Below are 23,602 nucleotides of genomic sequence, written 5' to 3'. Positions count from 1 at the left end.
AAACTCGCACCTGTAATGTGTAAGCGGTAAGTAATTTATCAATATTTTTTAGAGATCTGCCGATAACAAAGTAATATTATCAAAACACGGTGGGATGACATGTTGTCAGACTCAATTGCAGATAAGCGCCTGGAACGACCTCTTAAAAGCCGGAGCAACACGTTGGTAAAAGAAACCACTCCCCAACTCCCATCTGTTGATGAACGGTTCAACAATTTGTTGATCTCAAGCGACAGGGTAGCAAAGATGATGGGACGGCGTAGTCCTGGAGAGGTGTCATTTTATGAATCAGAACAAAATAATGCCCGGCGATTGTTACTTCAGGTGGAAAAAAACGCCATAAAAACTAAGCAGATTGAAGCTGAAACTGCGGCGTCTTACCTGGAGCAGGTCAGTGCCCTGCTTCACCAACGCCTGTTCGGTGAAATACAACGACAATCTGAAGATACACTTTCTGTTCTTACCCAGGCTGTGAACCTGAACGAAAGCGTTGCTCCCTTGCTCGATACACTGTCAGTAAGAGCCACGTCTATTTCCCGAATTGAACCACTCGCTGCTGCATTGCCCTGGCTATATGAAGATCTTATGGCGGTAGTGAATACACCAAAATTTCGCCGAAAAGATGCCCGCGGAAAAATAATCCCTGTAGAAACCCTGAGAACAGCACTGAGTTTTTTGGGCATTGACAACCTTAGGTTGCTTATCCCGTCGATGATTTTTAAACGGGCGGTGCCCAAAATTACCGATCCATTTCCAGAAATCAAACATCGTTTAATTCAATATGCGCAGGGCACGGGATTGTGTATGCGCGCGCTGGCAGAAACCCATGGTCAATTGCCTCATGAAGCCTTCGCTGTTGGCTTGTTTTCCCAACTTGGACGCTGCGCCATTATCCGACTGTACTTCAAGTTCTTCGAACAGCAACGCATAGAAATGTTACAAGAAGCAGAAGCGGAACGGGACATCGAATTACACAGCGCACTGGGCCAGATACACCCATCTGCCAACTATTTGATTGCTGTACAGGATGCATACTCAACCAGATTAACCGAACAGTTACTAACCGCTATGCAGTTCAAACGCTTAAGGCTTACACTGCCAGTTATCGAAATACAGGCGCGAACATCCCCTTCCCACCCACTTACGACGCTGCTCTCAGGGACAAGGGCCTATTGCGCTATTCGCATGCTGCATGCCAGTAAATTTATCAACAAAGAGGAAACACCAGAGGCTCTGAGCCGCACAGGACTCACCCGATCAGAGCGTGATGTCCTCAAAATGCTGGATATTTTCCAGTTACCGCTTACTGAAAACACAAAATAAGATTAATTTTTGTGGATATTCATTCACACTGGTGAATATCCGCACCTCCCTCACCCAACTCCTATAACCCTAATCTCTCACGTTATTAACAATTAGAATGTGCTTCAGGGTTGCATCTAAATAGTTATTCACTTTTACTGCAAATTAAGCCAAAGCCCTCTAAAAACAAGGCCTTCAGCTACATATGCATGGTTACAAAGCGGCGAAATAAATGGCATACTGATATGCTATGAAGTGTTTTTTGTATCCAGGGTTTCCGTGCACCGGTTTCTGGATCACCCGATAACAGAGGTAACGAAAATGAAAGTAACTCGCGCAACCTTCGATGAGGTCATGGTGCCAAACTACAACCCTGCCAGTATGATACCGGTTCGTGGTGAGGGCTCTCGCGTATGGGATCAGGACGGTGCTGAATACATTGATCTTGCGGGCGGTATTGCGGTAAACGTGCTGGGCCACAGCCACCCTGCTTTAGTTGCTGCATTGAACGAACAAGGTAGTAAACTCTGGCATCTCAGTAATGTGTTTACCAACGAGCCGGCACTTCGGCTGGCAACCAAGCTTACCAATGCCACGTTTGCAGAGCGGGTATATTTTGCAAATTCAGGTGCTGAGGCCAATGAAGCGGCGCTGAAACTAGCCCGCCGCTTCGCACTGGAAAAATTCGGTGAAGAGAAAAACGAGATCATTGCGTTTAACAAAGGCTTCCACGGCCGTACTTTCTTTACGGTTACTGTTGGAGGCCAGGCTGCATATTCAGATGGTTTTGGACCGAAACCCGGCGCAGTTGTACATTGTAATTACAATGACTTAGCGGCGTTTGAAAAGTTAATTTCCGATAAAACCTGCGCCGTGATGATGGAACCACTGCAAGGAGAAGGTGGTATTATTTCTCCTGATCCGGCTTTCGTAGAAGGTGTTCGCGCCCTTTGCGATAAGCACAACGCCCTGCTGATTTTCGACGAGGTGCAATCAGGTGTTGGACGCACAGGTCACTTGTATGCATACATGGGTCTGAATGTGGTCCCGGACATTCTAACGACAGCCAAATCTCTTGGTGGCGGCTTTCCTATCGGCGCGATGCTTACTACCGCCGACATTGCCGCACATCTCAAGCCAGGTACCCACGGCAGCACGTACGGCGGAAATCCATTGGCTTGTGCTGTAGCAGAAGCAGCATTTGATGTTGTTAATACCCCGGAAGTACTCGCTGGCGTAGTCGAGAAAGAAGCCCTGTTCCGTGATTTACTAACCCAAATTAATGACAAGTATCACGTCTTCGATGAAATCCGTGGCAAAGGCTTGCTACTAGGTGCAGCACTTAATAAAGACTATGAAGGCCGGGCCCGCGATTTCCTTGTTGCATCGACAAATGAAAAACTCATGTGTCTGGTTGCCGGTGCAAACGTTGTTCGTTTTGCGCCATCGCTCATTATTTCCGAGCAGGAAATTCGCGAGGGGATGGCAAGATTTGAGCGCGCTGTTGCTCACGTCGTATCAGCCTAACCGGTCTTTAACAGAGTAAGCGTTTATGTATATTATTCGCCCAATCTCAAGTAACGATTACGCGGCACTGCATACCATTGCCGTTGAATCCGGCATCGGCTTTACGTCGTTGCCGGTGAACGAAGCGTTACTTCAGAAAAAAATCAGCCGTGCGGAAGTGGCCTTCTCATCATCGGTAAACTCACCGGGCAACCAGTCTTACCTTTTTGTGTTGGAAGACACCAGCACTAATACAGTAGTTGGCACAACCGGCATAGAGGCAGCTGTTGGTCTCGATGACGCGTTTTATCACTATCACGTGGGAAAGGTGGTACATGCTTCAAGGGAATTAAACATCCACAATACGGTGGATATTCTTTCGGTCTGCAACGACTACACGGGTGTGACAGAAATATGCACACTCTTTCTCAGAGAGCAGGCTCGCGGCGGCATTAACGGGCGTTTTCTGTCTAAAGTACGCTTTCTGTTTATGATGGAACACCGAGAGCGCTTTTCTGAAACCATTATCGCAGAAATGCGTGGCGTCAGTGATGAGCAGGGAAAATCTCCCTTTTGGGCTTGGCTGGAAGAACATTTCTTTTCGCTGGACTTCCCAACTGCTGATTACCTCACCGGTATAGGCAATAAACGCTTTATTGCAGAGCTCATGCCCAAATACCCGATTTACGTAAACCTGCTTAGTAAAGAAGCCCAGGCTGTAATTGGTCAGGTTCACAATAAAACCAGGCCTGCATTACAACTGCTTGAAGAAGAGGGATTCGGTTTCAGAGGGTATGTTGACATTTTTGACGCCGGCCCGACAGTTGAGGCAAACCTCAGTCACATTCGAACGGCGCAACTCAGCAGAAAACTACCTGTTGTTATCGACGATCAAAGCGCCGCTCAGAATGGGCAAACCAATTACATTATCAATACTTCAGTGAAAGACTTCAGAGCGGTTGCCACCGATTTAGCCGTCAGTGAAGAGAGACAGATCGCCGCCATTTCCCACCATGCGGCCACTGCGCTGAACGTAAAAGAAGGTGACATGGTGCGCTTTGCGCCTGTTCACTATCGCGACTAACCACAGGATTAATTCATGCAAACTACACACTTTATTAATGGTGAGTGGGTCGCCGGACAAGGGCACACTATTCAATCGACCGACCCTGCGAAAAATCAAATCATTTGGGAAGGACTTTCCGCTTCGGAAGCTCAGGTAGATAAAGCCATTCACGCCGCTCGTCAGGCTGCACCTGCCTGGGCAGCGCAAACATTTGACGCGCGTCTTGCAATTATAAAAGCCTACGGCGAATTACTGACTGAAAACAAACCGGCACTGACAAAAATTATCGCCAAAGAAACCGGAAAACCCGAGTGGGAAACGGCCACTGAAGTGGGTGCAATGATAGGTAAAATCGGCATTTCTGAAAAGGCCTATCACGAGCGTACCGGTACGGTCGAAAACCCGATGCCCGTTGGACAAGCGTTTATCCGTCATAAACCCCATGGCGTAGTGGCTGTATTTGGGCCTTATAATTTTCCCGGGCACTTGCCAAACGGTCATATTGTTCCGGCTCTGATGGCAGGAAATACGATAGTGTTTAAACCCAGCGATCTTACCCCAATGGTTGCTGAATTCATGGTTCAATTATGGGAAAAAGCCGGTTTGCCAGCGGGTGTACTCAACCTTGTTCAGGGCGAAGTAGACACAGGTAAAGCACTGGCATCACACCCTGGCATTGATGGACTATTTTTCACCGGCAGCTCTCGTACCGGAAAAATATTACACGAACAATTTGCAGGTCATCCAGGCAAAATACTGGCCCTCGAAATGGGCGGAAACAACCCGCTAATCGTTAAAGATGTTGCTGACACCGACGCCGCTGTTCACGACATTGTACAATCGGCTTTTGTTACATCGGGACAGCGGTGCACGTGTTCACGTCGTTTATTCCTTCCCGCCGGCGCAGAGGGAGACAAAATCCTCACGCGTTTGATAGAGGTAACAAAAAACATCAAAGTGGGTGAATACGACGCTGAAGAACAACCATTTATGGGAGCCATGATATCCGCCAACGCGGCAAATATGATGGTAAAGGCACAGGCTGAACTGATTGCACTGGGTGGTAAAGTACTACTCGAGCTAACACAACCCGATACCAGTAAAGGCTTTGCAACTCCGGGGATCATTGATGTGACGGGTATGCTTGAGTCACTGCCCGATGAAGAGCATTTCGGCCCGCTGCTAAAAGTCATTCGCTACAGCGATTTTGATACAGCGATTGAAGAAGCGAACAACACCCGTTACGGCCTCTCAGCTGGTTTCCTTGGTGACAGTGAAGAAGATTACCGTTATTTCTACCAACGCATTCGCGCGGGAATTGTCAACTGGAACCGTCCCATCACCGGTGCCAGTAGCGCGGCACCTTTTGGTGGCGTGGGCGAGAGTGGAAATCACCGCGCCAGTGCCTTCTACGCGGCAGACTACTGCGCGTACCCGGTTGCGTCGGTGGAGCTCAACAAAGTTACATTGCCAGGCGCACTTAACCCTGGTCTGACCTTATAAAGAAGGATTTTCAATATCATGCATACCGATGTAGATACACTATTCGCCCGGCTGTGGGACAAATATGTCGCGATTACTCCCTCAGCCCATAAAATTCATCAATTGCTGGCCGGCGAAGAAAAAAGCAACGAGATCGTCAATGACCACGTTGCCTTCAGAACATTTAATCTGGAAAAAACATCCTTAGACAAACTGGCCGCGCACTTTCTGGCTCTCGGCTACGAAGCCAAAGGCAATTACGATTTTGAAGCCAAAAAACTCGACGCCAAGCACTTTGAGCACCCAGATAAAACCAAACCCAAAGTGTTTATCAGTGAATTGCGAGTTGGTGAATTATCAAAACGCGCACAGGAAATTATCGGCGATCTGGTTAAACAAATGGACCCAGCGTCAGTAAATAGTGAGAACTTTCTATACTCAGGCCCACAGTGGAAGGTTTCAAAAGCAGACTACGAAACTCTACTCAATGAATCTGAGTATGCGGCTTGGTTAGCAGCGTGGGGCTTTCAAGCAAATCACTTTACAGTAAGCGTAAATTATCTACAACAAACGCAATCTCTGGCGGATGTCAACACACTGTTGAAAGATGCGGGCTTTGTGCTCAATACATCAGGTGGAGAAATTAAAGGTGGCGAGGATGTATTCCTAGCCCAATCCTCAACCATGGCCGATAAAGCCAGCGTTGAAATGACAGATGAAACCGTTACTGTTCCTTCGTGTTTTTACGAATTTGCCCAGCGCTACGAAATGCCCGATGGCAATCTCTATCAGGGATTTGTGGCGGCCTCGGCAGATAAAATTTTCGAGAGCACTAACGCCAGATAATCTCAAAGTATTCTACCTTATTGAAAAAGGGCGTTGAGCCCTTTTTTTATGCGCCTATATCACCGGACAACACGCGCTAATTTAGCCATTGTACTAGTCATAAACCCGTGTGGGCAGTTTTATCAAAAACTCGCGAAACGGTGATGGTTTGTCGAAGTAGTACCCCTGTAACAAATCGACACCTGCGTCCCGCAGAATCGGCAGGTACTCAGATAACTCCACCCCTTCAGCTACTGTTTGAATTTCCAACCGCTTTAGCATGGCAATGATACCCTGAAAGAGAGCCAGTGCTTTTTGGTCATAGTGAATGTCTTTCAGTAGGCTGCGATCGAGCTTTACAGTAGTGAAGGAGAACATTCGCAGATAGCTAAGTGCAGAAAATCCACTGCCAAAATCATCCATCGCCAGGCTGAACCCTTTGTTTCGCAGTAAGGATAAGGCTTCGATAGCGCGCTCGGCATCTTGAATGAAGATGGACTCTGTTAGCTCAACTTCAATGAGTGCTGGTGAGATATTGTGCTCGCGACAAATGGCCGCGGCCTGACTGGGAAACAGAGGGTCGAGTAACTGATTGACACTAATATTTACAGCCAACTGCACAAGCTCTCGTTCGGCATCGAGTTCTTTCAAATATTCACAGGCGCGATGTAAACTGAGCAATCCAATGTGAAAATCGAGTTTATTTTCCTCTGCCAAGGGAATAAAAACGTCTGGTGGCACATTACCGTGCAGCGAAGAATGCCATCTGCAAAGCAACTCTCCCCCCTTTAATACACCGTGCAAATCGTATTTACCCTGAACATAAAATTCCAAAGCCTCCTGATTAATTGCCTTGCGCAAATCCGAAAGAAGACTGACTTTGGCTTTTACACTTTCCCATAAACCATCTTCATAGACACTAATCTGACCTTTCCCGCGGCCTTTCGCAAGATACATGGCGGCATCAGCATTTTGAATCAAGCGCTCTGCGGTGGTGCCATGGTATGGGTAACTTGCAATACCAATACTGGCTGAAAGGGCTAAATCGCTGTCTTGAGTTTCAAGCGTGAGCCCCTCAATGGCAGTAATGATGGCATGAGCAAAATTGACCGCTGTTTCAGGCTTGCTTCCGGGCAAAATAATTATAAACTCATCACCGCCCCAACGCGTGACCACTTTATTTATCGCTGGTGCAACTTCCATGACCTTTGCAACTTCTTTAAGACATCTGTCGCCTGATTCATGCCCCGCGCCGTCGTTAATTAGCTTAAAGCCATCGAGATCGACAAACAGCAATGAAAAGTCACTATTGCCCTGTAGATAGTGCTTCAACACGTCGTTGAGACCATTGCGATTAAACAGTCCGGTTAACGGATCGTATAGCGCCATTTGCTTTAAACGGGTTTCATTGAGTTTTCTCTCTGAAACATCTCTAATTGTGGCAATGATGTAAGGCTTTTTTTGATAACGCGTTTCAAACTTTGCCAATGATACATCTACTGTTAGTTGCTTCTTCGAGGTGACTTTGAGCCTGGTCTCGAATCTGATGGGATGCTCATTGAGCCTGTCAGTATGCTCATCAGCATCTGCGAGCAACATAGATAGTGGCCAGCCAAAGCACTCTGATTTTTCTCTTAAATTCAGCATACTCAGGAATGCATTATTACATTCGGTTACCGTAAAGCCAGCAGACAAAACCAACATGGGTTCTCTGGAACTGGCGAAGGCTGACGCCATGAGGTGAAAACTCTGTTCAGCTTCACGCTCGAGAGTAATATCCCGAGTGGTGCCTACAATTCGAGTTGCTGAACCAAATGCATTGCGTTCTAATACCCGGCCCCGCAATCGCATCCACAGGTATTCCGCCTTATGGCGATAACGGAAAGAGACTTCAAGGTGCTCTTGCTCACAATGCAACACTAACGCCCACTGAAATTGCAGATAATGTATATCGTCTTCGTGGATGTAAGTTAACAGTGAGAAAGGATCACTTTCAATAATGGTTTCTTTAACGTCGTGGAGAGAAAATGCGCGAATAGAAATTCGATCAGAACTGGCATCCCATTCCCAAAGCGTTTCTTGTGCTGCCCAAAGTGCCAGTTTCAACCGTTTTTCGGTACTTTGGCTTTCCTGTAGGGCTCGAAAAAGCGCCTCACTCTTTTCCGTTAAAAGTGATTCGGCCTGAAGTCTGGCCTGCTTTTCACGATTGAGTCTGCGTTTTAAAGATGAAACTTCCTTGCTTTCTCCATGCTCAGACACATTAGTCCTCCACAGTAATAGAGAATTCGTACGTGTGTGCTTGGTCTAATTTAACAGTAGTACGTGAAATACGTTGCCCGAAATGAGCCGCTGCACCATCCATCAACCCCTCTGCGAGCGATGCAAGTTCCCGAGTCGAGTAATATTGCAACCGCATGGTCTTGTCTGTTTGCGCCACTACCTTGAAAGTGGGCAAATCAGCATCTGGGTACAACTTGCGCACTTGCACGTGAATGTCATTGTCCAGAACCGAAAGAGCATCCAATATGCCATCTCGTCCGGCCATTACCTGTCCATGGGCCTTGGCAAGCTTTCCAAACAGATAAATGCCGAATTCGTATAATAATACATCCACAGGTTTGCCAGTTTTGTTCACCAACACGCCCACGAGTTTTTGTAATTCTGAAAACGGGTAGTAGCCAACCGCAGTATAAGCACCATCATTTTCGAGCTTTGCCTCGGTGATCACCTCATCGGCAAACTCGGGAGATACTTTTTCTTCCAGCATCTCTATAAGCGTTGTAAATACAATTCCCAGCATAACCTAACCTGATTCATCCCCATTCTGGCCAACTATCAGTGTAGTGCATGGCACTCATTAGACAAGCTAACCATTGGTATGAATTATATGTCAGAGTCAGACTCTGCTTCACTTTCCGGTGTTTCTCCAAGAGAGTGTTCCACAACAATGTCATCTACCCGCTGTAGTCCGCGGGGCAATTTATTCCCTCTACGGCCTCTTTCTCCCTGATAATGTACTAAATCGGACGGCGTTAACGTCATACTTCGCTTACCTGCAATCACTTTCACCGATGCCCCCTCTGGCACAACAGTTACGGCTGACATAAACTCTTCTCGGGTTTGCGCTTTGGCAGTAGGAATATTAATGAGCTTGTTGCCCTTTCCCTTCGCCAGACTCGGCAAATCACGCAACGGAAACAGTAGCATTCGACCTTCATTGCTAACAGATAAACACCAATCTGACTCGATGTTGTTCACTTTTTGTGGAGACATCACTTTCGCGGCTGTGGGTAGGGTAAGAAACGCTTTACCGGCTTTATTTTTGCTGATCATATCAGCAAATTTGCCCACAAAACCGTACCCCGCATCAGACGCGACAAGATACCGCTGGTCTTCATCACCCATGATCACATCAATAAAGTGCTCGCCCCCAACCACACTGAAACGACCGGTTAACGGCTCACCTTGACTTCGAGCTGAAGGCAGGCTGTGTGCATCACAAGAGAAGGCTCTTCCGGAGGAATCCAAAAATACCGCGGGTTGATTACTGCGCCCTTTTGCACTGGCCAAGTAACCATCTCCGGCTTTATAACTCAGTGCTTGTGCATCAACATCATGGCCTTTGGCACACCGCGCCCATCCTTTCTCAGACAACACGACAGTAACCGCTTCGGAAGGAATAAGCTCTTTCTCAGACAAGGCTTTCGCTTCTCCACGCTCCACCAGGGGCGAACGACGATCGTCGCCGTATTTTTCAGCATCCGCCAGTATTTCTTTTTTGATCAGCGTTTTTAAACGACGATCTGAACCCAGCAATGTTTGCAGGTGTTCACGCTCCTTTTCCAATTCATCTTGTTCACCTCGAATTTTCATTTCTTCGAGTTTCGCCAGGTGACGAAGTTTGAGTTCAAGGATCGCTTCTGCCTGTTTATCGGAGAGTGAGAAACGGCGTATTAATTCTGCCTTTGGTTCTTCGAAGGTTCGAATGATCTCGATCACTTCGTCAATATTCAAAAAGGCTATCATTAAGCCTTCGAGAATATGTAAGCGCGCCATTACCTTGTCAAGACGATACTGAAGCCTACGGATAACGGTATTTTTCCGGTAAACCAACCATTCGCTGAGAATGGTTTTCAGATCTTTAACTTGTGGTCGGCCATCCAGACCAATCATGTTTAAATTAACCCGGTAGCTTTTTTCTAAATCTGTGGTAGCAAACAAGTGTTGCATCAGCTGTTCACTGTCCACGCGATTAGAACGGGGGGTAATAAGGAGCCGCGTTGGATTCTCGTGGTCCGATTCGTCCCGAAGATCACTCACCATAGGTAGTTTTTTTGCCTGCATTTGGGCGGCAATTTGCTCGAGCACTTTGGCTCCCGATGCCTGATGAGGCAAGGCAGTAACAACAATATCACCATTTTCTTCATGATACACAGCGCGCATTTTTACCGAACCTCGCCCGGTTTCGTACAACTTGCGAATATCACTTCGCGGCGTGATAATCTCCGCATCAGTTGGATAATCAGGCCCTTGAATGTGGGCCAGAACATCCGTCAGTTCCGCTTTAGTGTTGTCGAGTAACATGGCACAGGCATTGGCCACTTCTCGCACATTGTGAGGTGGAATGTCTGTAGCCATCCCTACGGCAATGCCCGTCACGCCGTTGAGCAAAATGTGAGGCAGGCGTGCAGGTAGCACCTTGGGTTCCTTTAACGTGCCGTCAAAGTTAGGCGCCCAATCAACCGTACCTTGGCCCAGTTCATTCAGTAACACCTCACTGAAACGGGAAAGCCTTGCTTCGGTGTAACGCATAGCCGCAAATGACTTTGGATCGTCCGGTGCCCCCCAGTTTCCCTGGCCATCCACCAACGGATAGCGATAAGAAAAGGGTTGTGCCATCAGCACCATTGCTTCGTAACAAGCGGAATCACCGTGAGGGTGGAACTTACCCAATACATCACCCACAGTCCGGGCAGACTTTTTATACTTCGCGGTGGCACTGAGCCCGAGATCACTCATGGCATAAATAATGCGTCGCTGTACTGGCTTAAGACCATCTGAGATATGTGGTAGCGCCCGGTCCATGATGACATACATGGAATAGTTCAAATAGGCGTCTTCGGTAAATCTGCGCAAGGGGAGTTGTTCTACACCTTCCCCATTAATGATAATGTCGTCGCTCATGCGTGCTTTTCGTTATTCGGTGGTTAACTGCTTTTTAGCCATTGTGAGCCAAACCCTGACGATTCGCAATACACTCCTTGCTCCTCCTCTCCAAGAGGTTAAATCAGAGACCTGTTACCGGTTACTTTTGTACAAATAGATACGGTAATGGTTTAATACCCGTTAACAGGAATAATGAAAATAATACTATGCGCGCAGCTCTCTTGCCCTGGCTCTTTTTACTGACTTTATTGTTGGCTTCGTCTGCTCCTGTGCAGGCACAATCAACATTGCAGCTTATTAATGAAGACACAGAAACTCATTTAACTGACAACTTCGAAATCTATTACGAGAGTGATATTCAGCTCACCATTAGTGAGGCGGTAAAGCGGAGACCAGATTTTCGTTGGTACAGCAACAGCAATCCGAATTTTGGGTTTCAGGCTCGTGGGCTGTGGTTGGTAACCCGGCTGAGCAACGCCAGCAATATCGAAGACTGGGTGTTCAATATTAATTTTAGTCAACTCGACAAAGTAGATATGTATCTGGTGCAAAACGGCCAAGTACTGCAACAAAGTCACCAAGGAAAGCTACAAAAAGAACAGATCTTTCGCACACCCACGCTGCGCTCCATTCTACCGGTGAATCAACCTCTGGATCTGTACATCCGCGTGGAAAGTGCCTCATCCGGCCTAATCGTACCTTTAACGGTTATGCCGGAAAAACTACACAGCTATAGCACTCAACTCGACAGTCTGCTTTGGGGGCTTTTTTACGGTGGGTTGATCATACTCGCTATCTATAATTGTGTACTTTTCCTCGGCGCCCGAGAACCCGCCCTGCTCGCCTACGTTGGCTACATTATTGCCGTTATACTCTGGCAATTCGTCTGGGGAGGCCACGTACATCTGCTCTTCCCTAATGGCGTTGAGCCATGGTTTGCTTTGCACACGGAACTCATTTTCGTTTTGATCGGTATAAGTTCCGGCGTGTTTACAATGACATTTTTAGAAACCCGTATCCATTGCCAAAACGCTCACCCTATTATTGCGATGCTGTTGGGGCTGCAACTTATGGTCGGCATGAGCTGCGCACTGGATATTCTGCCTCATATCTGGAAAAACAATCTGGTTTACGGCGTGGGCCTTATAGCTATATGTAGCTACATTTATGCCGGTTTTGAAGCCTTCCTCAACCACTTCAAACCAGCTCGTTATTTTATCTTTGCCTGGACTATGCTGGCATTCGGCGCGGCCATTGGGATGTTAAGTCTCATTGGAATTTTGCCATCCAACGACTTCACAACCTACTGTTTTCAAGTGGGCGTATTTCTCGAAGCCGGCCTGTTTTCTTTTGCGCTTATGGACAAAAGCCGCAGTCAGCTTGAATCAGAAGTCGATCAGGCCACCAATGATCTGCGCAACAACATGGAGCTCATAGAAGAACAGAATGCCCGGCTGGACATCGCCCGAAAAGATGCCATTAAAGCCAGCAATGTAAAATCACAATTTTTGGCAAACATGAGCCACGAAATTCGCACGCCACTCAACGCAATCCTCGGCTTCAGCAAAGAGCTTACCCATGCAGCACTGCCAGTGGAACAGCAAGAACAGGTGAGAATTATTAATACCGCGGCCGACAACCTGCTGAGCATTGTCAATGATGTACTTGATTTCTCGAAAATTGAAGCCGGTAAACTCACCATTAATAATCAGCCGTTTTCTCCCAACCAACTGTTGGAAGACATGGTGACGCTGATGTCAAAATCCGCCCATTCGAAAAAACTGGAGTTTGTATTTAATTTAACCCCTTTGCCAGAAAAGCTCATTGGTGATGTTTTCAGAATTAAGCAAATTCTGAACAACTTACTAAGCAACGCACTAAAATTCACACCCAGTGGCAACATTACCCTCTCGGCTACGGGGAAATCACTGCCGCATGGTATTTATGAACTTGCGTTTAGAATTGAAGACACCGGCATCGGTATTAGCCGCCAAGATAAGAAAAAACTCTTCAACGCATTTTCTCAGGTCGATGATTCCCTCAACAGAAATTATCAGGGCACTGGCTTGGGATTGGTCATCTGCCGGGAACTCGTCAGGCTAATGCGCGGCGAGCTGGAGTTAAAAAGTGCGCCAGGACTGGGAAGTGTATTTGATATTACACTAAGGACCAATCAGCTTAGTCAGAAGTTTTCTTTAGGCCCTCATGCTGAGTGGATCGGCAAACGGGTAGTGGTTTTCGACCCTATACCCGACACTCGACGGGCAACCGTGAGTATGCTGACCCACATGGGCGCCAAGGTAACCAGTGTCGAAACTGTTGCTTTTTTGCGTACGTTAACCAGTCAGGCTGATTTACTCTTCGCAACCCTGCCCGGCTCTCGTCTTTCCCAACGCAATGCATACTTAGCTGAACTCGTGGAGTTTCCCGCTAAAAAACGCATTTTGTGGTATTCAGGCCAGGAGCCGTTTAATCAACTCCCCAGCCTGACCCAGCACTTCCACGAACAGGTGAGAATGCCAGTTACCATCAGCAAGCTGGAAAGCATTCTCCATCACAAACTGGCGAAAAAGAAAAACCCCTTGCACGAAAAGGTAAATACATTACCTGCAGTGCGTATTCTGGCGGTAGACGACATGGAAATGAACTTGAAGTTGCTCGACGCCTGGCTGGGTAACTCGCCGGTGTCACTCACTACGTCGATGAGCGGCCAAGACGCCGTAAATCATTGTAACAGTACAGAATACGACCTAATTCTAATGGATGTACAAATGCCAGGGATGGATGGCCTCCAAGCCTCACGACTCATTAGAAAAACCGCGCTTAACATGGGCACCCCCATTGTCGCCGTTACAGCACATGCCTTTAAAGAAGAACAGGAGCGTCTTCTGGCTTCGGGGATGGACGACTATTTACCCAAACCCATGGAAATGGGTCAGCTACTTGATCTCATCAGGCGCTGGTGTCAGAGCTGCGAACCTGCAGCCCTGGCGCTGCCGTCCATGGATTGGCAACTGGCCGTCAAGCGCACAAATCATCAGCCTGAAACAGCAAAGATGATGCTGCAGGACTTCAAAGCACTGTTACCAGAAACAATAGCGACTTTGAAACAGTTGTGGGAAAAAAGAGATTTTGAAGGACTGAAAGCTGAAGTTCACAAGTTACACGGTGCGTGCTGTTATACAGGCGTCCCCAAGTTACAGGCTCTGGCCGATGAACTGGAAACCGCTCTCAAGTTGGATCAGAAGTTTCTCGTGGCTGAGCACCTGCCTGCACTACTAACTGAAGCAAATGTTGTTATTTCCGAAGTCGACGGCTTTATACACGACATGACGTAACACACTGAATTATTCAACTGACAACAGTCTCGCCTGCTGGCATTCGCGAAGTAGAACCACAAAGGCAGGGGGATCGCGGTCAATATCTGCAGCCGATATATAGATGTCGTATCCCAGCGATGCGCGCAGTGTTTGCATGCGGTTTGCCAACATGGCTTTAACCCCGGTAAATGTTTCACCTTCGGGCGTAGAAAACTGCTTATCGTCGAACATAGTGTGGTTGTAACACCCCCCGGTAGCACAACTTTCTTCCTTGCTGTGCATTAACAGTGGGCGTTGTTCCATGAGCAGGTGCGTAGCCAGACGCGGAGAAATAGTGCGCAGAAAATCAGCATAATTTATGATTTTTATCCCCACCGCTTCTAATTCCACATGCTCAAGCCCCTGCTGAACACGAGGGCAATCTATTCGTTGGATATTGTCCCAGTGAAGAAACCAATTGCCCAATCGGTGGTGGTAACGAATTTCCTCAGGTGATATCTCAATGCTGTACTGAGGTTCGCGAATTTTAAACCAACCTATGAGCAGGGAAACAATAGACGCGCTGGTAAGAAAAATACCAGCTAAGAACAACCACTCAGGCATGTATTTTAACCAAAATGCAGAGAGCAAAAGCCCAGAGCCCCCTAGCACACAAGCTGTAATTCCATTGCTCTTGGAGGTTGCCCTTACAAGGATAGGAGCGGCAGAGTTAATTCCAGACATAAAAGTACACCACAAACATAATTATTGCCCAAATCAGGATAAGCCGGATGCGCTGACACTGTGGACAATTAGTCTGCCAGCCATATTTGCGCAGCCGTTCACCATGAACGCTTTTTTTTTCTTTCATGTCTCTACGCTGAAGATGCGTGTGTTGTTCTTACCTGTCAGCATTGTAACGCAAAAAAGCGCCAACAGCGCAAGCTCACCTTGTCGTTGTGCAATCCTTAACAAAGTTTGTTCTACAGCCTAGTTTGAATTTGATAGACTAAGCGGGTTTACTTCATTTTTGAGAGCACTATGTCACAATTTACTGGCAATCATGTCCTTTCGGTCAATCAATTCGACCGCGACGCCATCGAAAAAATCTTCCACGTGGCGCACTCTATGGAACCCTACGCAAGGCGACAAAAACGCACCACAGTTCTGGACGGTGCGATTCTGGGCAATCTGTTCTTTGAGCCGAGTACTCGCACCAGAGTAAGCTTTGGGACGGCATTTAACCTGCTTGGCGGTGAAGTAAGAGAAACCACTGGTATGAGCAGTTCTGCGCTGGCAAAAGGAGAATCGCTGTTTGACACCGCCAGGGTACTCAGTGGCTATTCAGATATTATCGCCATGCGTCATCCCCAGGCGGGCTCTGTTGCCGAGTTTTCAGAAGGCAGTCGCGTACCTGTGCTGAACGGCGGCGACGGGGCAAATGAACACCCCACTCAAGCATTGCTGGATCTGTTTACCATTAAGCGAGAGTTAGAGTACAACGGAAAGCAAATTGATGGCTTGCACATCGCCATGATTGGCGATCTGCGTTACGGTAGGACCGTACACTCTCTGTCAAAGTTACTGTGCTTATACAAGAATATTCACTTTACCCTTATCTCACCAAAAGAATTAGCCATGCCGGACAATGTCATATCTGCCATTGAAAACGCCGGTCACAAGTTAACAGTAACGAACCAGATTGAAGGAGTAGTGAATGCCGATATTTGCTACCAAACCCGAATTCAGGAAGAACGTTTTACTTCTCAGGCAGAAGCCAACAAATATCGCGGACGATTCCGCTTAAACCAGTCTATTTATACCCGCCACTTTCAGTCCAAAACCGTCATTATGCACCCCCTTCCCCGGGATTCCCGCATGGAAGCGAATGAACTGGACAACGATTTAAACTCGAACCCGAATCTTGCCATTTTCCGACAAGCGGATAACGGGGTCTTAGTGCGTATGGCGTTATTTGCCCTCACTCTCGGTGTTGATGATCTTGTGAGCAAATACGAGCGCGAAGTTGTGTGGTATACCAACAAGAGTCAGTCATTATGATTTCAAAATCTGAAGCCCTTTTTAGCCGCGCGCAAAAAACTATTCCCGGCGGCGTAAATTCTCCGGTACGAGCATTCAAAGCGGTAGGTGGAACGCCTCGTTTTATCACCAAAGCCGATGGCCCCTATATTTGGGATGCTGATGGCAACCAGTACATCGATTACGTCCAGTCTTGGGGGCCGATGGTATTAGGGCACAATAACCACGCGATTCGCGAAGCAGTGATAAGCGCAGCGCAAAACGGCTTGAGCTTTGGCGCCCCCACGGAAGCGGAAATCATCATGGCTGAAAAGGTCAGTGCCATGGTGCCTTCTATGGAAATGGTACGCATGGTGAATTCCGGAACAGAAGCCACTATGTCGGCCATTCGTTTGGCAAGGGGCTTCACCGGCAGAAACAAACTGGTGAAGTTTGAAGGTTGCTATCACGGCCATGCCGATTCCCTGTTGGTTAAAGCTGGCTCTGGTGCACTTACCTTTGGTGTACCCAGCTCACCGGGCGTTCCTGCCGACGTTGCCCAGCATACACTGACCGTTGAATATAATAACCTCGACAGTGTTGCCGAAGTATTTTCCGTCCACGGCGATGATATCGCCTGTATTATCGTTGAGCCGGTTGCCGGTAACATGAACTGCATTCCACCTGTAGAGGGGTTCCTGGAAGGCCTGCGAAAAATCTGTGACGACTATGGCTGTGTGTTAATTTTCGATGAAGTGATGACAGGCTTTCGGGTTGCAAAAGGCGGTGCACAGGCCTATTACCAAGTTAAACCCGATTTGACCTGTTTAGGTAAAGTCATCGGTGGTGGCATGCCGGTTGGTGCATTCGGCGGGCGTCGTGAAATTATTGAACACATCTCACCTACAGGCCCAGTCTATCAGGCGGGGACACTGTCGGGCAACCCGGTTGCCATGGCCGCCGGACTCGCCGCTCTGGCCCAGCTTGATGACGACGTTATGTACCAGGGTATTTTTGCACAAACCCAGGCTCTGGCAGAGGGCATGGAGGACATAGCCAAAGGTCATGGGATCCCGATGAGTACCAATGTTGCAGGCAGCATGTTTGGGTTGTTTTTTACTGATATCCCGCGGGTGACAAACTACCAGCAAGCGATTAATTGCAACCAAGAACAGTTCAAGGTGTTTTACCACGGTATGCTGGATCATGGTGTTTATTTGGCGCCCGCTTCTTACGAAGCAGGCTTTGTCTCGAAGATGCACAGCGCAGATATCATTGACAAAACACTAGCAGCCGCAGATAGTGTGCTTGGCAAACTGAAGTAGTTGTTGGGGGCATTGTGAGTTTATCTGTTTTTTTTACCATTGTTGCGGTGATTTACGCTTGTATCATCACCGTTGTGTATATTAAAAACAGACGGCAGAACCACGAATTGCTCGACATCATCGCGCATACAAGCCCCCGCAACACCCCCATTTTAGAGTCAGACCAGGAAAGAGAAGCCAGCTATCTGGAAAAAGCCAACGAAGCGATGCAACTCAGTCAAAATTTCCAGAAATTTGTCCCCAGACAATTTGTCGAACACTTTGCTAAACACGGCAGTAGCGCTACTCTCGAGCTTGGCCATGCGGATGAAGACGAAGTAGCGATTCTTTTTTGTGACATCAGAGGCTTCACCGGGTTGTCAGAACGCCTAAAGCCGCAGGAACTTATGCGTTTTCTCAATTCGTACTTCCTGCGTATGAACGACCCCATACACCAAAACCGGGGCTTCATTGACAAGTTTATCGGTGATGCCATTATGGCGCTGTTCGACCATCCCGGCGGCTCAAATCAAGACAAAGCCCGAGATGCGCTAAAAGCCGCTATCGACCTAAGAAAAGCCTTGGAAATGTACAATTCACACCGGGACAATTGTGAATATGTGCCAATTAACATGGGAATTGGTATTCACTATGGCCCAGTGATCATTGGTACAGTTGGGTCGGACGATCGCATGGACACGACAGTCATTGGCGATTCCGTAAATATCGCTTACCGCCTTGAATCCCTCACCCCAAAATACAATGCAGATATTATTGTCAGCGCCCAACTGCTGGAAACCGTTGGTGCAGATTACCCTATTAAAACCCGGCTGCTCGACTGGGTAAGAGTGAAAGGGCGCCGTAAGGCCATAGAAGTTTACGAAGTGCTTGAGCACTTAAGTGAGCAGGAGCAGCGTGAACGTTTGGCTGTGCAGACACAAATCGCAGCAGGTCTGGCTTGTCGGATACGACAAGAATGGGATGAAGCTCTGGCACACTTCATGAAAGCACAGGAAATCAGCCCGAACGACATGCTGCCGAAACACCATATTGACGTTTGCCTGCAGTACCGGGGCACAAAATTGGAAAAAGACTGGGACGGTGCCCTCAATATCAATCGTTAGTTGCCTCACTGCGCTTAGCCTGAGCCCGAATGAAATGCAGGGACGGGGCAAAAAACGCGCAGCCGGTTTCAGCGCTGGTGTAATCAAGCCAACGGTCGTAATCCCCTTCCCCCGTGCCAAAGACCTGGCTGTACAGCATGGCTTTAAATGGTCTGGCGCTGGCGGAACAACTCACAAAGAACAACCCCTGTTTGGTGAGATCTCCGTAGGGCATGCCTTGCTTTATTAACCCGGGCAAATCACTGTCACCTGCAATAGTGTTGGCACGAATGCAATGTGACATCGGATTCTGTTCCGAGCTATTGAGGTTGTGCTCTCTCGTTTTGCCCATAATCTGTTCTTGCTGCCGCACCGACAAACTTTCCCAGCGGCGCAAATCATGACGAAAACGCTGAACATGCACATAACTGCCGCCCACAAACTCACTTTCGTCTTCTTCAATAACCGCAACTTTTCGGCGTAACATGCCCCGCGGATTATCCGCGGCATACACATAACCATTTAAATCACGCCCATCAAGAAATCTGAATCCTCTGACTTCCTCCACCAGCTCAACATGTAAACGCAATAGTTCCATTACTTCCATACCAACGGCATGACAAATATCCAACCTGTCTGCGCGGATCTGTATAAATAAATCACAGGGCGTTGACGGCGCGGTTCGGTCTTCGCATTGCATATCGGGAAAAGGCGCTAGTTCAGATGGCAATAATCCCGGATAGAGCTCTGGCCAAAAAGCAGACCCTATGGCGACCATGCCGGTAAGCATCGCTTCATAATGTTCGTTTTCGTAATGCTCAAAGATATCCAGTACACGAGCGAGTTTACCGCGTACAGTATCCGCATCGTCATCGACTACATTGAGCAACAGGTATTGCGCGTGTAAATTAGGCTCCGCACATACCCCTTTTTGAGGTTGACTCATGGTTCTGTTCCATTCGCCTTTAGTTATTGAGCTCTGGGCTCTTTTTAGGCAATTGCCCTAAGTGTGGCTCAATAGCCTGCGGCTTGTCCATCTTTTCGACTTTCCGACGCGCCGATATAAATTTTTCGCTCATCGTCCCACATTATTGCCTGGTAGCCGCCATAAATTCCTGTGGCAGGTGACAGTTTATGGCCCTTTGACATCAGCGCCCGTTTAACTTTCTCGTCAATGCCCGATTCCAAGTGCACTTCGCCACCGCCCATCATTAAGGTTCCGGTGGGAGTGCTTGAGCCAGAGTGCAATACCCGCGGCGCATCACCGGCTTCTTGCACGTTCATTCCGAAATCGATAAGGTTAACAATAATTTGTGCATGCATCTGGGGTTGCGTGGCTCCGCCCATCACTCCGAAACTTAGCCACGGCTTGCCATTGCGGCTAACGAACCCGGGAATTATTGTGTGGAATGGTCGCTTGCCCGGCGCGTATACGTTGGCATGACCGTCCTGTAGGGTAAACAATTCCCCCCTATTTTGCAGAATGAAGCCAAGTCCCGGGGGCGTCATACCCGAGCCCATTCCCCGATAATTACTTTGTATTAGCGACACCATATTGCCTTGTTGGTCTGCTGCTGTGAGGTATACAGTATCGCCCTCGTATACACCGGCATCTACGGTTTTTGCTGCTTTATGAGGCTGGATTAACGCTTGTCGCTCAGCAGCGTACTCTTTGGATATCAACCAGTCTACAGGCACGTCATTGAATGCCATATCGGCGTAAAATTTTGCCCTGTCTTCGAAAGCCAGTTTTTTAGCCTCGACAAACGTGTGGATATAGTCAGCAGAGCCAAAACCCATACTTTCTAAATCATAGTGCTCGAGGATATTCAGTATTTGTAACGCAGCGATCCCCTGTCCGTTAGGGGGTAACTCCCACACATCATAACCGCGATAATTTGCATAAACAGGCTCAACCCAGTCAGATGTGTGGGTTGCGAGATCTTCATAGCGTAAAAAGCCCCCCTGCTCTTTCATATAAGCGCTTATCGTGCGGGCGATATCGCCTTTGTAGAATGCATCCCGCCCGCCAGTGGCTATTTTTTCATAAGTAGCTGCCAAAGCGGGATTTTTAAACACGTCCCCTTTTCGAGGCGCCCTGCCATTAGGCATAAATATGTCAGCAAAGCCATCATAGTGACCAATACGATCCACATTCATCTGCCAATAGTGCGCAATAACCTCTGACACCGGAAAACCGTTTTTTGCATATTCTATGGCAGGGGTTAGCACTGCCGTCATGGGAAGTGTTCCAAACTTATCATGTAGCATAAACCAGCCGTCTACCGCTCCAGGAACAGATACCGGCAGTGGACCGAAAGAGGGTATGCTAGTCAACCCTCTGGCAACAAACTCTTCTTTCGTCAGCGCCTTAGGAGAACGCCCTGATGCATTTAACCCATAGAGTTTCTTTTCTTCAGCAACCCAAACAATCGCATAGAGATCGCCACCAATACCGCTGCCTGTAGGCTCGACCAACCCAAGCATGGCATTTGCAGCAATTGCTGCATCAATGGCGTTTCCTCCTCGCTTTAGGACATCCAACCCCACTTGTGTAGCCAGAGGCTGACTGGTTGCTACCATGCCATTTTGGGCTATGACTTCAGAGCGACTGGCGAACATTTCTCCCGTAATTCTGTCGTACGCGAATGCAGAACCACACACATACCAACTAATGAGGAAACTGATAAATATGACAATAGTGTTCTTGGTAGACATATGGGGATCAAGCACCGTGTTGCTCTCCGCTTATTGAAGGCTGTAAAAATTTCCGGTTGTCTGTAATTTACTGTTTATCACAAAGCCCAGGTTGATGCAGCCATAGCAGGCTGCATGGTTAATATTTTCCAATATCTCTGGTAGTTAAATGTCATTTCTACGGAAAACGGACAACCTGGCGCTAAGTTTGCAGCAAGTGGCGGGGTCTGGTTATTTTTTCCAGATAGACTGGCCACTACAACCGTATCTGTGGAATTTATCTTATCCGTCCATTAGGGACAACAACCGACAGAGAGACGACGTCATGAGCACTGAATTTAGTATCGTTACTATTGTTAAGCGACGTACACAGCAGTTGTCTAAATTGATTGGCAGTATTGAAAGCTCAGAACAGTTACCCAAAGAAGTGGTGATTGTGTGGATGGCACCTCCCAGTGACGAATCACTATTAAGTAGCGAGCATTTCCCCATTCTGCACCGTTTTGCTGCAAGTGAAGCGTTTCCCATCGCCAAGGCGCGTAACCGAGGGTTTGATACGTGTAAAACCGATAAGATTATCTATTTGGACGCAGATTGCATCTGTCCCGACAGCCTGTTAGGCGCTATGACTTCATCTTTAACTGCAGGCAAACTCGTTACGGCCAACGTTCATCAACTCAGTCAAACCGTTGACAGTAAAAGTGAAAATCACTTACAGCAACTCGTATCTTTGCAGCAAAGTACGGTGGAAAAAATCCCCTTTATCGAATTCGATACAACAATTTTTGGTATCACCAGGGAAGATTATGAACGTGTAGGGGGCTTCGATCTTGATTATTGCGGGTACGGTCTTGGTGACCTGGATTTCGCTGCCCGTTGTAGCCAGGCAGGACTCTACTTACTCAACACCGGCCGATATGTTTACAAGCAGTTTCATGCTCATTACCATCCACCAGTAAACCACTTATGTGATATTGTTACCAATGCGGAAACCTTCAAACAAAAGTGGGGAACCTATCCCACAAGCAAGGTATTTGCTCAGTTCGCTGAATTACGGCTGATCAATAGCGACTATGAACAGACTGGCATGCGAATAACCCGCTTGCCCGACGACGACGAAATGGCAGAGTTTTTCATTGAGGCGCCTGTGGAAAAGTCACAGCGCGACGCTATCGCCTTGCGGCAAAGTGCATAAACAGCTTGTAATCTAAGGTTTACAAACGCACCTTCACAAAAAAACAAAACGCCCGGTCAACAGTTACTTTGACCGGGCGTTTTTCTGGCTGGTATTATCGGCTTAGTTATCTTCCAGTGGTGTTTGTTCTGTCCCAGGTACTGCATTAACGTCTGTGTCCCGGGTTTCCACGGCCTTTTTCACACCGGCTGCGTAATTAGTGGGCTTTTTCTAACACAGCGTACCAACGCGCTTTGACACCGTCAGAGCATGGCCCCATTGCAGCAGCATAGTTTATATACAAACCTTCTTTTTGTTCGTCAGAAAACATGTTGTAAAGGGCTCTTGGCTGTACGTAATCAATATCACTTTCTACCTGACAATATCTGTCAGCAGTGCAGGTCCTCAGGGATCAGCTGTTCGTGTGGTCTCATTTGATTCAACTGGTGCCCCAGCACTGGCAGTGAGTGTTGGCTTATCGCTCGTCATGCTCTCCTAAATCAAATGTCTGTACCCAGTTGTGCTAGCAGTTGTTGTTTTCAACACGGTGATGCTTTCCAGGGGGATGTCCAATTCGATCAGGTTTTGAACATGCATGGTGTGGAAATCGGTCAATCTAATTTTCAAAAGCATTGCACTTATTTCATAGATAAACTTAA

The 23,602-nt window shown here is 47.7% G+C and carries 16 protein-coding genes and 1 pseudogene; 10 read left to right on the top strand and 7 right to left on the bottom strand.

Annotated elements, in window-relative coordinates; translation table 11 throughout:
* The first annotated feature begins 99 nt into the window (after positions 1 to 99).
* The 5 genes from KO518_RS03075 (at position 100) to KO518_RS03055 (ending at position 6,202) form a co-directional block, all read left to right on the top strand.
* Positions 100 to 1,323: an HDOD domain-containing protein gene (locus tag KO518_RS03075; RefSeq protein ID WP_216024320.1), complete on the top strand. Its 1,224-nt coding sequence runs from the start codon at positions 100 to 102 to the stop codon at positions 1,321 to 1,323.
* Between the two features lie 300 nt (positions 1,324 to 1,623).
* Positions 1,624 to 2,829, top strand: coding sequence for an aspartate aminotransferase family protein (locus KO518_RS03070; protein ID WP_216024319.1), 1,206 nt, complete (start codon positions 1,624 to 1,626; stop codon positions 2,827 to 2,829).
* A gap of 25 nt (positions 2,830 to 2,854) precedes the next feature.
* On the top strand, positions 2,855 to 3,892 hold the full coding sequence (gene astA / locus KO518_RS03065) for an arginine N-succinyltransferase (RefSeq protein WP_216024318.1): 1,038 nt from the start codon (positions 2,855 to 2,857) through the stop codon (positions 3,890 to 3,892).
* Between the two features lie 15 nt (positions 3,893 to 3,907).
* Positions 3,908 to 5,377 (top strand): succinylglutamate-semialdehyde dehydrogenase, encoded by a 1,470-nt coding sequence (astD, locus tag KO518_RS03060; protein ID WP_216024317.1) that lies wholly within the window; start codon positions 3,908 to 3,910, stop codon positions 5,375 to 5,377.
* An 18-nt stretch (positions 5,378 to 5,395) separates the two neighbouring features.
* Entirely contained in the window at positions 5,396 to 6,202 is an 807-nt protein-coding gene (locus KO518_RS03055) for a DUF1338 domain-containing protein (protein WP_216024316.1), read from the top strand.
* A gap of 93 nt (positions 6,203 to 6,295) precedes the next feature.
* Here KO518_RS03055 and KO518_RS20160 read toward each other — a convergent pair whose 3' ends face one another.
* From KO518_RS20160 to parC, 3 genes are all read right to left on the bottom strand, one after another.
* Positions 6,296 to 8,440 (bottom strand): putative bifunctional diguanylate cyclase/phosphodiesterase, encoded by a 2,145-nt coding sequence (locus KO518_RS20160; RefSeq protein ID WP_371742225.1) that lies wholly within the window; start codon positions 8,438 to 8,440, stop codon positions 6,296 to 6,298.
* Between the two features lies 1 nt (position 8,441).
* On the bottom strand, positions 8,442 to 8,981 hold the full coding sequence (locus tag KO518_RS03045) for a heme NO-binding domain-containing protein (protein ID WP_216024315.1): 540 nt from the start codon (positions 8,979 to 8,981) through the stop codon (positions 8,442 to 8,444).
* Between the two features lie 83 nt (positions 8,982 to 9,064).
* On the bottom strand, positions 9,065 to 11,365 hold the full coding sequence (gene parC, locus KO518_RS03040) for a DNA topoisomerase IV subunit A (protein WP_216024314.1): 2,301 nt from the start codon (positions 11,363 to 11,365) through the stop codon (positions 9,065 to 9,067).
* 188 nt (positions 11,366 to 11,553) lie between these two features.
* Between parC and KO518_RS03035 the strand changes: the two genes are divergently transcribed.
* Positions 11,554 to 14,685 carry a hybrid sensor histidine kinase/response regulator gene (locus KO518_RS03035; protein WP_216024313.1) on the top strand — a complete coding sequence of 1,044 codons (3,132 nt, stop codon included), beginning with the start codon at positions 11,554 to 11,556 and terminating at the stop codon, positions 14,683 to 14,685.
* Between the two features lie 9 nt (positions 14,686 to 14,694).
* Here KO518_RS03035 and KO518_RS03030 read toward each other — a convergent pair whose 3' ends face one another.
* Positions 14,695 to 15,390 (bottom strand): DUF2982 domain-containing protein, encoded by a 696-nt coding sequence (locus KO518_RS03030; RefSeq protein ID WP_216024312.1) that lies wholly within the window; start codon positions 15,388 to 15,390, stop codon positions 14,695 to 14,697.
* Between the two features lie 297 nt (positions 15,391 to 15,687).
* Here KO518_RS03030 and KO518_RS03025 point away from each other — a divergent pair, with 297 nt between their 5' ends.
* Genes KO518_RS03025 through KO518_RS03015 form a run of 3 tightly spaced genes read left to right on the top strand, consistent with a single transcriptional unit; the run spans position 15,688 to position 19,093 of the window.
* Positions 15,688 to 16,707 (top strand): aspartate carbamoyltransferase, encoded by a 1,020-nt coding sequence (locus tag KO518_RS03025; protein WP_216024311.1) that lies wholly within the window; start codon positions 15,688 to 15,690, stop codon positions 16,705 to 16,707.
* Positions 16,707 to 17,990 (top strand): glutamate-1-semialdehyde 2,1-aminomutase, encoded by a 1,284-nt coding sequence (gene hemL / locus KO518_RS03020; RefSeq protein WP_216024415.1) that lies wholly within the window; start codon positions 16,707 to 16,709, stop codon positions 17,988 to 17,990. The genes KO518_RS03025 and hemL overlap by 1 nt, the downstream gene beginning before the upstream one ends.
* 11 nt (positions 17,991 to 18,001) lie before the next feature.
* Positions 18,002 to 19,093 (top strand): adenylate/guanylate cyclase domain-containing protein, encoded by a 1,092-nt coding sequence (locus KO518_RS03015; RefSeq protein ID WP_371742233.1) that lies wholly within the window; start codon positions 18,002 to 18,004, stop codon positions 19,091 to 19,093.
* On the opposite strand, the gene KO518_RS03010 is transcribed toward KO518_RS03015, so the two are convergent.
* The gene (locus KO518_RS03010; protein WP_216024310.1) at positions 19,083 to 20,018 is read right to left on the bottom strand and encodes a Dyp-type peroxidase; all 936 of its coding nucleotides are present in this window, start codon (positions 20,016 to 20,018) and stop codon (positions 19,083 to 19,085) included. The genes KO518_RS03015 and KO518_RS03010 overlap by 11 nt on opposite strands.
* 68 nt (positions 20,019 to 20,086) lie before the next feature.
* Complete coding sequence (ggt, locus tag KO518_RS03005) at positions 20,087 to 21,790, bottom strand: gamma-glutamyltransferase (RefSeq protein WP_216024309.1); 1,704 nt, start codon at positions 21,788 to 21,790, stop codon at positions 20,087 to 20,089.
* Between the two features lie 148 nt (positions 21,791 to 21,938).
* Between ggt and KO518_RS03000 the strand changes: the two genes are divergently transcribed.
* Positions 21,939 to 22,964, top strand: a complete 1,026-nt coding sequence (locus KO518_RS03000; protein ID WP_216024308.1) for a glycosyltransferase family 2 protein — start codon at positions 21,939 to 21,941, stop codon at positions 22,962 to 22,964.
* Positions 22,965 to 23,066: 102 nt separating this feature from the next.
* Here the strand turns inward: KO518_RS03000 and KO518_RS02995 are convergent.
* A pseudogene (locus KO518_RS02995) lies at positions 23,067 to 23,337 on the bottom strand (catalase-related domain-containing protein); the annotation flags it as partial.
* Positions 23,338 to 23,602: the final 265 nt, after the last annotated feature.

Origin of the sequence: Aestuariibacter sp. A3R04, from assembly GCF_018860805.1 — a bacterium.
GTDB lineage: Bacteria > Pseudomonadota > Gammaproteobacteria > Enterobacterales > Alteromonadaceae > Alteromonas.
This window is presented reverse-complemented; position numbering and strand designations above follow the sequence as displayed.